The following is a 13,158-nucleotide window of genomic DNA, read 5'->3' on the forward strand; positions in this document are numbered from 1 at the left end:
CAGAAAACCCGATTCATACCGCTACCAGCCGCAGGCATACCCTGCTCGACACAAATCGGAACGTGTTCTAGTCTTCTGTGTAAATCCACTTTTGTGAGTCTGGCCCAGGAGGCAAACGTAAGTGACGTCCATTCAACAGCGTGACGCGCAGTCGGTGTTGTCCGCCATCGATGATTTGCTTCCGAAGATCCGAGAGCGCGCTCAGGCCACGGAGGACCTACGCCGGCTGCCCGAAGAGACGGTCCAGGAGCTCGACGAGGTGGGCTTCTTCACCTTGTTGCAGCCCGAGCAGTGGGGCGGCCTGCAGTGCGACCCGACGCTGTTCTACGAGGCAACGCGGCGCATTGCGAGCGCGTGCGGCTCGACCGGCTGGGTGAGCTCGATCGTCGGCGTGCACAACTGGCATCTGGCGCTGTTCGACCAGCAGGCCCAGGAGGAGGTGTGGGGCGAGGACTCGAAGACCCGGATCTCGTCGTCGTACGCCCCGATGGGTGCGGGCGTCGTGGTCGACGGCGGCTATCTGGTCAACGGGTCGTGGAACTGGTCGTCGGGGTGCGACCACGCCTCATGGACGTTCGTGGGCGGCCCGGTCATTAAGGACGGCCGGCCGGTGGACTTCGGCAGCTTCCTGATTCCGCGCACCGAGTACCGCATCGACGACGTGTGGCATGTCGTCGGGTTGCGCGGCACCGGCAGCAACACGCTGGTGGTCAAGGATGTCTTCGTCCCGCGGCACCGGTTCCTGTCCTACAAGGCAATGAACGACGGCACCGCCGGCGGATATCAGAACAACACTGCTCCGGTCTACAAAATGCCTTGGGGCACCATGCATCCCACTACAATCTCAGCGCCGATCGTAGGCATGGCTTATGGCGCGTACGACGCGCACGTCGAGCACCAGGGCAAGCGGGTGCGGGCGGCGTTCGCCGGGGAGAAGGCAAAGGACGACCCCTTCGCCAAGGTGCGGATTGCCGAGGCGGCCAGCGACATCGACGCCGCGTGGCGGCAGCTGATCGGCAACGTCGGCGACGAGTACGCGCTGTTGGCCGCCGGCAAGGAGATTCCCTTCGACCTGCGTGCCCGCGCGCGGCGCGACCAGGTGCGTGCGACTGGACGCGCGATCGCTTCGATCGACCGGTTGTTCGAGGCGTCCGGTGCCACCGCGCTGGCCAATGACCAACCGGTGCAACGCTTCTGGCGTGACGCACACGCCGGCCGGGTGCACGCCGCCAACGACCCCGAACGGGCGTACGTGATCTTCGGGAACCACGAGTTCGGGTTGCCGCCCGGCGACACCATGGTCTGACGCCCGTGACCGTCACCGAGGAATTGACGTTCGAATCCACCTCGCGCTTCGCCGAAGTGGATGTTGACGGGCCGCTGAAGCTGCACTACCACGAAGCCGGGGTCGGCAACGACCAGACGATCGTCCTGCTGCACGGTGGTGGTCCCGGCGCTTCGAGCTGGACGAACTTTTCCCGCAATATCGCGGTGCTGGCTCAGCACTTCCATGTGTTGGCCGTCGACCAGCCGGGCTACGGCCACTCCGACAAGCGCGCGGAGCATGGCCAGTTCAACCGGTACGCCGCCAGGGCGCTCAAGGGGCTGTTCGATCAACTGCAGCTGGGGCGGGTTCCGCTGGTGGGCAATTCACTGGGCGGTGGCACGGCGGTCCGCTTCGCGCTGGACTATCCCGACCGGGCCGGACGGTTGGTGCTGATGGGCCCGGGGGGGCTGAGCGTCAACCTGTTTGCGCCTGACCCAACCGAGGGCGTGAAGCGGCTTGGCAAGTTCTCCGTCGAGCCCAGCCGGGCGAATCTCGAGGCGTTCCTGCGGGTCATGGTTTACGACCAGAAGCTGATCACGCCGGAATTGGTGGACCAGCGTTTTGAATTGGCCAGTACGCCGGAATCGCTGACCGCCACGCGGGCGATGGGAATGTCTTTCAGTGGAGCCGATTTCGAGCTGGGCATGATGTGGCGCGAGGTTTACAAACTGCGCCAGCCGGTGTTGCTGATGTGGGGTCGCGAGGATCGGGTCAATCCGTTGGACGGAGCGCTGGTGGCGCTTAAGACCATTCCGCGTGCGCAGCTGCACGTCTTCGGGCAATGTGGGCACTGGGCGCAGGTGGAGAAGTTCGACGAGTTCAACAAGCTCACCATCGATTTCCTGGGAGGTGCGTGATGAGCAGCGGAGGCATTAGGTCGCTGGGCTGGCTGCGCATCGAGGCCACCGATATGGCGGCTTGGCGCGAGTACGGCTTGAAAGTCCTTGGCATGGTCGAGGGTAAGGGTGCCACCGAAAGTGCCCTGTATCTGCGGATGGACGACTTTCCGGCGCGGCTGGTGATCGTGCCCGGCGAGCACGACCGGCTTGCGGAGGCCGGCTGGGAATGTGCGAACGCCGAAGGCCTGCAAGAGATCCGGAACCGGCTCGACGTCGAGGGCACGCCGTACAAAGAGGCGACCGCGGCCGAACTGGCGGAACGACGAGTGGACGAGATGATCCTGTTCTCCGACCCGTCGGGCAATCCGCTGGCGATCTTCCACGGTGCCGCTCTGGAGCACCGACGGGTGGTCAGTCCGTACGGACACAAGTTCGTCACCGGCGAGCAGGGCCTGGGGCATGTGGTGCTCACCACGCGCGACGACGCCGAGGCGCTGCACTTCTATCGGGACGTGCTGGGCTTCAAGCTGCGTGACTCGATGCGGATGCCGCCGCAGGTGGTGGGACGGCCCGCAGACGGTGCGCCCGCGTGGCTGCGCTTCTTCGGCTGCAACCCGCGTCACCACAGCCTGGCCTTTCTGCCGCTGCCGACGCCGAGCGGGATAGTGCACCTGATGGTCGAGGTCGAGAACGCTGACGATGTGGGCCTGTGTCTGGATCGGGCGTTGCGCCGCAAGGTGCCGATGTCGGCCACGCTCGGCCGGCATGTGAACGATTTGATGCTGTCGTTCTACATGAAGACACCAGGTGGGTTCGATGTCGAATTCGGTTGCGAGGGCAGGCAAGTCGAGGACCACGACTGGATTGCCCGGGAGAGTACCGCGGTCAGCCTGTGGGGCCATGACTTCACCGTCGGCATGAGCGGTTAGCCCACGATCAGCAATGGCTGCCGCGCCGCTTGACCCGCGCACGTTCCGCAGCGTGCTGGGGCAGTTCTGCACCGGAATCACGATCATCACCACCGTGCACGACGACGCGCCGATCGGGTTTGCGTGTCAGTCATTCGCGGCGCTGTCGCTCGACCCACCGCTGGTGCTGTTCTGTCCGACCAAGGTGTCGCGGTCCTGGAAGGCCATCGAAATCAGCGGGCGGTTCTGCGTCAACGTGCTGACCGAGCAGCAGAAGGACGTCTCGGCGCGATTTGGCTCAAAGGAACCCGACAAGTTCGCCGGGATTGATTGGCACCCTTCGCAACTCGGTTCGCCCATCATCGACGGGTCGTTGGCATACATCGACTGCACGGTCGCCTCGGTGCATGACGGCGGCGATCACTTCGTCGTGTTCGGCGCGGTGCAGTCCCTGTCTGAGGCACCCAAAATCAAGCCGCGGCCGTTGCTGTTCTATCGGGGCGACTACACCGGTATCGAGCCGGACAAGACCACACCGGCGCAGTGGCGCGACGACCTGGAAGCCTTCCTCACCACCACCACTCAGGACACCTGGCTTTAGTCGGGGCTTTGGTGCGGCGAGCGTAACGCTGCTGCGGAAACCAAGGGGACGTCTTCGCAGCAGCGTTACGCTCGCGACTACACAAGATCAGTTAGGCGACCTGCGATAGCTCTCGGCATCGCGGTGATTACCAGCCTGTTCGCTCCGGGCTTCATCGCGGTCGGGTGCGGAGCCGTCTACTTCTTCCGCCCTGGCCGCTGGGTCGATCTTGTCGGCGCGGTCCCACTGCTCGTCAAGTTGTTCACGCGACGTCGCAGCTTCGCTTTGGTGCGCGGCCGCTCGTTCCTGCAGTCTGGCGGCTTCGGCGGCCTTGACCTCGGCCTCCGCTTGCGCAGCACGCGCCTTGGCGGCGGTTTCCTCGGCCAATGCTTCACGACGTTCGAGCTTGGCCGATTCGAGCCTGGCCTGTTCCCGAATCTCCTCGGCCTGCTGTTGCCGGCGGCTTCTCCTTGCCCTGCTCGTCGCGAAGACCAGTGCGGCGACCACCAAGATGGCCACTACCGCGGCAATCACGATCCAGACGATGTTGTTGGTACTCATATTGAGCTCCATTGAGACGGTGTGTAGTTGTGGCGTCTCTACCGGATCCCCATATTCGACACGAATAAAACAAGCAATTTCGAGGCCGTGATCAGGGGTGTCTTACCTAGTGCGCGTAGGTGGTTTCGGTGTTGGCGTCCTGGAACATCTCCGAGACGATCAGCCACGACCCGTCCTTTTGACGCTGCAGGGCGCGCAACGAGAAGTTGTCGCGGTCCAGCGTCCCACCGCCGACGAGCCCCTGGCCCTTGACTTGCAGGTGGGCGGACACCAGCACCACTTCGGGGGTCAGCACCTTGAAACTCGTCTCCGGCGGACCGGCCAACTCGCCGCGATTGAAGTTGTCGTCGCCGAACAGTCCCCGCAGGTACTCGACGATTTCGTCGCGGCCCCGCTTGACCGTGCCGAAGGCGTTGACCCAGTCGGCGTCATCGGAATACACCCCGAACAGCGGCTCCGCGTCGCGATCGTCGAACGACTTCAACAACGTCAGCAGCGTCTTGCCGATGGCTTCCTGATCGGCGGGCGGCAACTCCGAAAAACTGGCCATGGCCAGGAAGCTACATGAAGTCCAGCGCCTCGACCGTCGCGATAGGGCCACGATGTCCCGACCGATTCGCACCACCGATGACGTACACGGTGTTGCCGACGGCTGCGACCACCTCAGCGTGACGTGGGGTCGGCATTGGGGTCAGCGTGCTCCACTTGTTCTCGGCGATGTCGTACATCTCGACGACGTTCACCACCTGTGTCGGTTGTTCGCCGCCGACCGCCACGATGCGGCCGTCGATGTAGGTGGCGCCGTAGCTTCCGCGCGGCGTCGGCATGCCCGTGAGCTTGGTCCATTTACCCGACGCCGGGTCGAACCGCTCCAACGCCGCGGAGTTCTTGTCGGCGGACAGGAACCTGCCGCCAACCGCGTAGACGTAGGTGCCGTCCGATGCCGCCGCCAGGTGCTCACGCGGGGTGAGCATGTCGGCGGCGTCCTTCCACGAACTGCCGTCGAAGACCTCGGTCTGCTTGACGAGTTGCTTGGCGCTCTGCCCGCCGAAAACGACGAGTTTGTCCCCGACCACTGCGGCTGCCGGCGCCGCGCGAGCGTGGTTGAGATGCTGCAACTCCACCCACTTGCCGCCACGCAGCGCGAACACCCTGTTGGACCCGTTGGCGATGTTGGGTTCGGTTTCGCCCCCGACTATCACCACCTCGCCGTTGTAGGTCGTCGCCGCCGCATGATGCAGTGGAATGGGTAGGGGCGGGCCGGTTTCCCAGGTTCCGGTCTTCGGGTCGTAGCTCTCGACTATGTTCAGCGGCCCGTCGCTGAGGCCACCCATGACCCAGATCTTGTCGCGGAGAACGGTCCACGCCATCATCAGCCGGGGGGTCGGGGCGTCAGGCAGGACGCGCCACTGCGACGAGGGCTGTAGTTTGCGGGCCGGCAACTTCAGCACTTCTGCCGATGTGACCTGGCTATTGCCAACGGCAGTCGATCCGCCGATCGCGTACACCGATTTCGCCACCGTCGCGACGGCCATGCCGCGCCGTGGGCTGGCCATATCGGGCAAGCTGTCCCAGGTTTTCGTCATCAGATCGAACACCGACACGCTCTTGAGAACTTGCCCTCCCGATACGCCGCCGACCGCCACCAGCCGTCCATCGGCGATTGCCACGCCGAGGTCGCTGCGTGGTTGCGGAAGTGCGGACAATGACGTCCAAGTTTTCGCCGCCGGGTCGTAAGCCTCGACCACCGGCAGATCCGTGTTCCCGTTGTTTCCGCCGACCACGTACACCAACTTTCCGTCCGAGGCCGCTGCCAGCATCTGCCGCGGCGTCGGTATCGGCGTCCCGAGGGTCCAAGAGTTGCCGTCGAAGATCTCGGTCGTGTTCAGCAACGCGCCGTTGGCGCCAATCCCGCCGGTCACGATGATTAGGTTTCCGACCGTTGCCGCGGCAGCCGCCGCCCGGGGCTGCAACAAATGCTGCTGCTCCACCCATTGGCCGTTGATTACTCGCCAAACCTTATCCGTCGCACCGCTTTTGCCGTCCGCACTGGTCCAGCCGCCAAGCACGACCGGGTTATCTTGATACTTCACCGCGGTGGCATGCTGGACCGCGACCGGTAGATCGGGGCCGGTCTTCCAACCGTTGACGGTGGGGTCATAGCCCTCGTGAGATGGGGTGACGGTGCCGTCGTTCCGTAGCCCGCCAAAGATCCAGATCGTGCCATCGAGCTCCGCAGTCGCCACTGCGTCGCGCGCGATGCGCGCATCCGTAATCGGCTTCCACTGGGCGGGTTCTTCGGTGCTGGGTTGAGTCGCGACTTTGTGGTCGTTCTTGTTGCCCGTCACGAGATACGTGACGCCGATGACCAACAGGATGGCGGCGAGGACCGCCGTGGCGGCCAACGCGATGCGATTCCATTTCTTCCCCGGCTCCGTGAACCACCCCGCCACACCTGGTTTCCTGCCGCGCGGCGGTACCGGAGCCGATGGCGTCGGCCGCACCGGCGGGGGCGGCGGTTGGGCCGGCGGGGCAATGCTGGTCCGGTCCGCGGCCGGACGGATCGGATCGGTCACACTCGTCGGGGCCGAACCGGGTGGCGGCCCTTGCGGGCCGTGTCCGGCACGCAAGATGCTGGCCGCTTCGGAGAATTCATCCTGACCAGCGGGCGGAGCGCTTGGCGGTGGGACCGCAGCGGCGCTAACCGGTTCCGGAATATGCTGCGTCGGCCGGGCAATGCTTGACGAACTCGCCGCCGGCGGCTGCATCCCTGCGGTGTCTCCGCCGGGCGGGCCGGCTGCCGTGGTTACCGTCCGGCTTGTGTCACCGGTGGTGCCCGTGATTGCCATCGAGTCGGGCTTCAAACCGTTGCGTCGCTGCGCTTGTTGCAATTCGCGGCCGAATTGCTCGGCCGACGTGGGCCGATCCGCCGGGCTGATCGCCATCGCATTCTCGATCGCCGCGCACACCGCGTCCGGGATTCCTTCCGGACGCAGGTCCGGGACCTTCGTCGTACTGATCCGCAGGTACTGGGCAATGAGATCTTCGCCGCTCTTACGCGCGTGCGCCGCGCTGCCCGCAATGAGCGCATAGATCGTGGCGCCGAGCGAATAGATATCGGAGGCGACGGTGGCCGGATTACCGGTCATCACCTCGGGCGCGGTGTAGTCGATTGTGCCGGAGAAGAATCCGGTCGCGGTTTCGTACCCGCCCTCGATGTGTGCGATCCCGAAGTCGCTCAACAATGGTTCGCCGTAATCATTGATAAGGACATTCGCGGGCTTGATATCGCGGTGCAGAGTGCCGGTTTTGTGAGCGGTTTCCAGTGCCCCGCAGAGTTTCACGCTGATCCGCAACGCCTCGGGCCAGGGGAGAGGTCCTTCCCGGCGCAGCCGCACCGCCAGCGAATCGGCGGCGTGGTAGGGCATCACGATGTAGGGCTTGCCGCTGGGGGTGACGCCGACGCGCAGGATGTTGACGATGTTGGGGTGCCCGGAAAGCCCGCCCATCGCGTAGCCCTCACGCAAGAAACGTTCCCGGCTCTCCTCGTCGAAATGTGACGGCAGGACCTTGACTGCGACGTTTCGGCCGAGCGCCGTCTCGTAACAGCGGTAGATGACCCCGGCACCGCCTCGAGCCACTTGGCGCGCTTCCTCGAATCCGGCGGCGGCTAACTCCTCTGCCAGCCCACTTGATACCGGGCTCGGACTGTCGGCCGTGGGTCCATCAGCCATATCTGGCGCTCACCCTCCGTGCGATAGATCGTTCGCGAGGTTAAGAGTAGCGAAAGTGAACTCCCCGGTGTGGTATTCGGCGAACCTTTCCGAGAAGCCTCATCGGGAGCGCGAACATGCGGCCAGCGCCCGCTTTGCGCGGGCCCGAAGAGCCTCGGCCAGAATGGCGTTATGGCACTGGATCTGACTGGTTATTTCGACCGCATCAATTATCGCGGCGCCATTGAGCCGAACCTGGAGGTACTACAGAATCTCGTCACCGCGCACACCACCACCATTCCGTTCGAGAATCTGGACCCGCTGCTGGGAGTCCCGGTCGACGATCTGAGTGCGGAAGCACTGACCGATAAACTGGTGCACCGGCGTCGGGGTGGCTACTGCTACGAGCAAAACGGGCTGATGGGTTACGTGCTCGCGGAAATCGGCTTTCGGGTGCGCAGACTAGCCGGCCGAGTGGTCTGGATGGTCCCGCCGGACTCGCCATTACCGGCGCAGACGCACACCGTGCTGGCGGTTACCTTTCCCGGGTCGCAAGGGCCTTTCCTCGTCGACGTCGGCTTCGGCGGGCAGACGCCCACGTCGCCGCTTCGGCTGGAGACGGGCAGCGTCCAGGAAACAACGCGCGAGCCGTATCGCCTCGAGGACCGCGGCGACGGGTTGGTGCTGCAGGCGCAGGTCCGCGACAAGTGGCAGCCGCTGTACGAATTCAGCACCAGGACGGCGCCGATGATCGATCTGAGGGTGGGGAGTTGGTTCGTCTCCACCCACCCCACGTCGCATTTCGTGACCAACCTGATGGTGGCGACGGCCACCGAAGACGCCCGGTGGAACCTGGCTGACCGGAACCTGACCATCCACCGCACGGGCGGCACCGAGAAAATCCGACTGGACGATGCCGCGGCGGTAGTTGACACCCTCGCTGACCGGTTCGGGATCAACGTCGCCGATGTCGGCGAGCGCAGTGTGCTTGAAGCACGCATCGACCGACTACTTAACGCGGAGCCAGTGTCCGATTCGGCGTAGGCCTTCTTCGATGTCGCTCGTCGGCCCGGCGAATGACAGCCGGACAAACCGATTGCCGCGCCCGGGATCGAAGTCGATACCCGGTGCGATAGCAACTCCGGTGTCGGCCAATAGCTTTGAGCAGAACGCCAGCGAATCGTCGGTGAACTCTGAGACGTCGGCGTACACGTAGAACGCACCGTCGGTGGGGGCCAGCCGGTCGATGCCGATCTGGCGCAGGCCGTCGAGCACTAGCGAGCGGTTGATCGTGTAGTGCTGTAGGTGGCCGTCGGCTTCGGCGGTGGCCTCGGGGGTGAATGCCGAGACTGCCGCATACTGCGACAACACCGGTGGACAAATGGTGAAGTTGCCCGTCAGGCAGTCCACTGCGCGGCGCAGCTCGGACGGCACCAGCAGCCAGCCCAACCGCCAGCCCGTCATCGCGTAATACTTGGAAAAGCTGTTGACCACCACAGCATTTCGTGAGGTCTGCCAAGCACAGCTGGTCAGCGGCGCGCCGTCGTAGACGAGGCCGTGATAGACCTCGTCGCTGATCAGCCGCACTCCGGAGGCGTCAGACCACGACGCGATCGCGGCCAACTCGGCGGGTGGGATGACCGTCCCGGTGGGATTGGCCGGGCTGGCGACGATGACGCCCTGCACCGGCGGGTCGAGTTCGGTCAGCATCTGGGCGGTGGGCTGAAACCTGGTGTCGGCTCCGCAGGGGATCTCGACTACCTCACACCCCAACGCCGACAGGATGTTTCGGTAGCACGGGTAGCCTGGGCTGGCCAGCGCCACCCGGTCGCCCACGTCGAAGCAGGCCAGAAAGGCGAGCAAAAAGCCGCCCGACGATCCGGTGGTGACGATGACCGCGTCGGGGTCGACGTCGATTGCGTGCTGACGTTGGTAATCCGCTGCGATGGCAGCCCGCAATTCTGGAATGCCAAGTGCCACACTGTAGCCCAGCTGGTTGAGATGCAGAGCTGCGGCTGCGGCTGTCCGCACCGGCTCAGGGGCGCCCACGCTGGGCTGACCCGCCGACAGGTTCACCAGATCGCCGTGGCTGCGCTGGCGCTCCGCGGCCGCAAGCCAGACATCCATCACATAGAACGGTGGAATGCCGGCACGCAGCGCCACACGATCGTTCACGGGATCGGTGCTACCGGACACACTTCTGCTTCCAGCTGACGCAGCAGTTCCTGCGGCGTAGCCAGCAGCTGCGAACTGCCGTGTGCGCGTTTGAAATACAGGTGCATATCGTGTTCCCAGGTGATCGCGATGCCGCCGTGCAGCTGGATGCCCTCGGCGGCGACGGTGGACAGCGCCTCGCTGGCGGCCAGGCGTGCGGTTGCGGCGTTGGTGGGCGTGGGTTGGTCGCATGCTTCATTGACGACGGCCCGGGCCGCCGCGATCTTGACATACAGGTCGGCCATCCGATGCTTGAGCGCCTGAAAGCTGCCGATCGGCCGGCCGAACTGCACTCGGCTCTTGGCGTATTCGACCGTGAGCTCCAGGCACCGTTGGGCGGCGCCGATCTGTTCGGCGGCCAGCAGGATAGCGGCCGCGTCGGCCAGGCCCGGGTCGGCGCCCAGGGATTCGGTGTCTTCGGGGTGTACCTTGGCCAGCCTGCGGGTGGGGTCCATGGTGGCGGCGGGCTGGGCATTGAAGCGCGTCCACCTGCTCAGCTGACCATTCGTCGCGGCGACGACAACGTCGGCGATATCACCGTTGACCACAAACTCGGGATCGAGCACCAGCGCCCCGATCGAGGTTCCACCGGCCAGCGCCTCCAACGTCTCGGCGTCAGGTTCTGGCGCGGCGAGCAGAGCCAGTTCGGCCAGCGTGGTGCCCAGCAACGGGGAGGGGACCAGCGCCCGTCCTAACTCCTGTAGAACCGTTGCGGCGTCGGCTAATTCACCGCCCGCTCCACCCACCTCCTCGGGTACCACCAGCGCGGCGGCGCCGACCTGCTCGCACAGCAGCTGCCACAGCGACTCGTCGTAGCCGCGGTCGGACTCCATTGCGGCGCGCACCGCGGCCGGGTTCGCGTGCTTGGTCACCAAAGCCGCGACGGTCTGCCGCAGCATTTCCCGTTCTTCACTCATCACAGCGCCTCCAGCACTCGTCGCCGGTGTGCCTCCGGCGTACCCCACGCCGACCGCAATGCCTGCACGCGCAACAACGACAGGGATAGGTCATGTTCCTGCGTGAACCCGATCGCGCCATGGGTCTGCAATGCCGAGCGCGCCGCCAACAGGCCCGCCTCGCTCGCAGCGACCTTGGCCGCGCTTACGTCGCGCGGTTGCAACGTCAATGCCGCGCCGTACACCAATGGCCGGGCCAACTCGACCGCGATATGCACGTCGGCAAGCTTGTGCTTGATCGCCTGATACGAGCCGATCACCCGACCGAACTGCGACCGCTGCTTGGCGTATTCGACGCTGCCGGTCAACAGGGCCTCGGCCGCGCCCACCAGTTGCGCCGCGGTGGCCAGTGCGCCGAACTCGTAGGCCCGCGACACATCCGCACGCCAACCATCGCCGGTTGCCGCGACGTCGTAAAGGCGACGGCTGGGGTCGACGGACTCGTGCTCTGCACCTGCTTCGGCCTCGGTGACAGTATCGTCACCGGCCAGCAGCACTAGCCCGGCGGTGTCGGCGTCGACCGCGCGCGGCACCTGCGGTGGCATCGCGACGGTGGCGATCAGCTCACCCGAAGCCAGTCCTGCGCAGTGATCGGCCTGATCGTCACTGACGAGCAAAACCGGTGCAACAGCAATGGATTCGGTGACCGGACCAGGCACGCACCAGCGCCCGAGGCGTTCGAGGGCTACCACCAGGTCGACCGGGTCAGCCTCGATGCCGTCGAACTTTTCCGGCACGGCCAACGCCGTGACGCCGAGGTTGGCCAGCTGCTCCCAGACCTTGCGGCCGGGCGTGACGTCGCCCGCGGACCAGGCACGAACCGCGCCGGGCAGGTCCGCGGCACTCAAAGCCGCGTCGATGCTGGCCGCGAAGTCGCGTTGCTGTTCGTCGATTGCGAATTCCATTAGCGCTTCTACCCCTTCTTTTCTCGAGGCAGACCCAGCAGCCGTTCTGAAATGATATTGCGCTGGATTTCGTTGGTGCCGGCGTAGATGGGGCCGCCCAGTGCGAACAGCAGGCCTTCGGTCCATCGGCCGGTGAGCTCCCCGTCCGCAGCGAGAATGTCCAGCGCGGTCTGATGCAGTGCCACGTCGAGGTCAGACCAGAACACTTTGGTCACCGACGATTCGGCGCCCAGTTCTCCTCCGCGGGACAGTCTGGTGACCGTGCCGAAGGTCTGCAGCCGGTAGGCCTGTGCCTTGATCCATCCGTCGGCGACCCGCTCGGCGAACTCCGGGGGCGAGCCGCGGTCCTTCCAAAGCTGCACCAGTCGTTGGGCTACCGCCAAGAAGCGGGCCGGACTGCGCAACGACATTCCGCGCTCATTGCTCGAAGTGCTCATGGCAGCGCGCCAGCCGTCGTTCGGAGTGCCGATCACGTCCTCGTCGGGCACGAAGACGTCGTCGAGGAAGATTTCACCGAAGCCGGTGTCGCCGCCAAGCTGAGCGATCGGCCGCACCGTGATGCCTTTGGCCTTGAGGTCGAACATGAAGTACGTCAGCCCGTTGTGCCGTTCGGCCGCAGGGTCAGAGCGGAAGAGCCCGAACCCCATTTCGGCGAAGGGGGCTCGCGAACTCCAGATCTTTTGTCCGTTGAGCAGCCAGCCGCCGTCCGCTCTGGTCGCGGTGGACCGCAGCGACGCGAGGTCACTCCCGGATTCGGGCTCCGACCAGGCCTGCGCCCAGATCTGTTCGCCGCTGGCCATTTTGACGAGGACGCGGTCCAGCTGCTCCTCGGTGCCGTGCGCGAACAGCGTCGGGGCCAGCATCGAAGTGCCGTTGGCGCTGGCTCGGCCCGGCGCACCGGCGCGGAAGTACTCCTCCTCGAACACCACCCAATGCAACAGCGGGGCGTCACGGCCGCCGTACTTCTTCGGCCAGGTGATGACGGACAGGCCCGCATCGAAAAGCACACGGTCCCAATGCCGGTGCTGGGCAAAGCCTTCCGCGTTGTCGTAGGACTGTGTGGGGATGGACGCCTTGTTGGCGCACAGGAAGTCACGCACCTCGGCCTGGAAGGCCAGTGTCTCGTCGTCGAAATTCAGATCCATCTATGTTCCG

The 13,158-nt window shown here is 65.1% G+C and carries 12 protein-coding genes; 5 read left to right on the forward strand and 7 right to left on the reverse strand.

Features of this window, described 5'->3' with window-relative positions:
• Nucleotides 1-121 precede the first annotated feature (121 nt).
• From hsaA to hsaB, 4 genes are read left to right on the forward strand one after another with little or no spacing between them, the layout of a single operon-like run.
• Nucleotides 122-1,306, forward strand: coding sequence for a 3-hydroxy-9,10-secoandrosta-1,3,5(10)-triene-9,17-dione monooxygenase oxygenase subunit (hsaA, locus tag AC5Y21_RS05835; protein ID WP_499910337.1), 1,185 nt, complete (start codon nucleotides 122-124; stop codon nucleotides 1,304-1,306).
• A 5-nt stretch (nucleotides 1,307-1,311) separates the two neighbouring features.
• Nucleotides 1,312-2,184, forward strand: a complete 873-nt coding sequence (hsaD, locus tag AC5Y21_RS05840) for a 4,5:9,10-diseco-3-hydroxy-5,9,17-trioxoandrosta-1(10),2-diene-4-oate hydrolase (RefSeq protein ID WP_499910339.1) — start codon at nucleotides 1,312-1,314, stop codon at nucleotides 2,182-2,184.
• Complete coding sequence (gene hsaC, locus AC5Y21_RS05845) at nucleotides 2,184-3,095, forward strand: iron-dependent extradiol dioxygenase HsaC (protein ID WP_499910341.1); 912 nt, start codon at nucleotides 2,184-2,186, stop codon at nucleotides 3,093-3,095. The genes hsaD and hsaC overlap by 1 nt, the downstream gene beginning before the upstream one ends.
• A 13-nt stretch (nucleotides 3,096-3,108) precedes the next feature.
• Nucleotides 3,109-3,675 carry a 3-hydroxy-9,10-secoandrosta-1,3,5(10)-triene-9,17-dione monooxygenase reductase subunit gene (gene hsaB, locus AC5Y21_RS05850; RefSeq protein WP_499910342.1) on the forward strand — a complete coding sequence of 189 codons (567 nt, stop codon included), beginning with the start codon at nucleotides 3,109-3,111 and terminating at the stop codon, nucleotides 3,673-3,675.
• A gap of 87 nt (nucleotides 3,676-3,762) precedes the next feature.
• Here hsaB and AC5Y21_RS05855 read toward each other — a convergent pair whose 3' ends face one another.
• The 3 genes from AC5Y21_RS05855 to AC5Y21_RS05865 all read right to left on the reverse strand — a co-directional run bounded on the left by AC5Y21_RS05855 (nucleotide 3,763) and on the right by AC5Y21_RS05865 (nucleotide 7,949).
• Nucleotides 3,763-4,215: a hypothetical protein gene (locus tag AC5Y21_RS05855; protein ID WP_499910344.1), complete on the reverse strand. Its 453-nt coding sequence runs from the start codon at nucleotides 4,213-4,215 to the stop codon at nucleotides 3,763-3,765.
• 106 nt (nucleotides 4,216-4,321) lie between these two features.
• Nucleotides 4,322-4,765 (reverse strand): YybH family protein, encoded by a 444-nt coding sequence (locus AC5Y21_RS05860; protein ID WP_499910345.1) that lies wholly within the window; start codon nucleotides 4,763-4,765, stop codon nucleotides 4,322-4,324.
• 10 nt (nucleotides 4,766-4,775) lie between these two features.
• On the reverse strand, nucleotides 4,776-7,949 hold the full coding sequence (locus tag AC5Y21_RS05865; protein WP_499910347.1) for a Kelch repeat-containing protein: 3,174 nt from the start codon (nucleotides 7,947-7,949) through the stop codon (nucleotides 4,776-4,778).
• A 171-nt stretch (nucleotides 7,950-8,120) separates the two neighbouring features.
• On the opposite strand from AC5Y21_RS05865, the gene AC5Y21_RS05870 reads away from it, so the two are divergent.
• Nucleotides 8,121-8,972 (forward strand): arylamine N-acetyltransferase family protein, encoded by an 852-nt coding sequence (locus AC5Y21_RS05870; protein ID WP_499910349.1) that lies wholly within the window; start codon nucleotides 8,121-8,123, stop codon nucleotides 8,970-8,972.
• On the opposite strand, the gene AC5Y21_RS05875 is transcribed toward AC5Y21_RS05870, so the two are convergent.
• The 4 genes from AC5Y21_RS05875 to AC5Y21_RS05890 are packed head-to-tail and all read right to left on the reverse strand — an operon-like array spanning nucleotide 8,937 to nucleotide 13,148.
• Nucleotides 8,937-10,103: a pyridoxal phosphate-dependent aminotransferase gene (locus AC5Y21_RS05875; protein ID WP_499910351.1), complete on the reverse strand. Its 1,167-nt coding sequence runs from the start codon at nucleotides 10,101-10,103 to the stop codon at nucleotides 8,937-8,939. The two genes, AC5Y21_RS05870 and AC5Y21_RS05875, sit on opposite strands and share 36 nt — an antisense overlap.
• A complete protein-coding gene (gene ipdE2 / locus AC5Y21_RS05880) occupies nucleotides 10,100-11,059 on the reverse strand; it encodes an acyl-CoA dehydrogenase IpdE2 (protein ID WP_499910352.1) in 960 nt (319 codons plus the stop codon). The genes AC5Y21_RS05875 and ipdE2 overlap by 4 nt, the downstream gene beginning before the upstream one ends.
• Nucleotides 11,059-12,003, reverse strand: a complete 945-nt coding sequence (locus AC5Y21_RS05885) for an acyl-CoA dehydrogenase family protein (protein WP_499910354.1) — start codon at nucleotides 12,001-12,003, stop codon at nucleotides 11,059-11,061. Before AC5Y21_RS05885 ends, ipdE2 begins: the two co-directional genes overlap by 1 nt.
• Before the next feature lie 8 nt (nucleotides 12,004-12,011).
• Nucleotides 12,012-13,148, reverse strand: a complete 1,137-nt coding sequence (locus tag AC5Y21_RS05890; protein ID WP_499910356.1) for an acyl-CoA dehydrogenase family protein — start codon at nucleotides 13,146-13,148, stop codon at nucleotides 12,012-12,014.
• Nucleotides 13,149-13,158 lie beyond the last annotated feature (10 nt).

This window comes from Mycobacterium sp. NGS41, assembly GCF_059812725.1.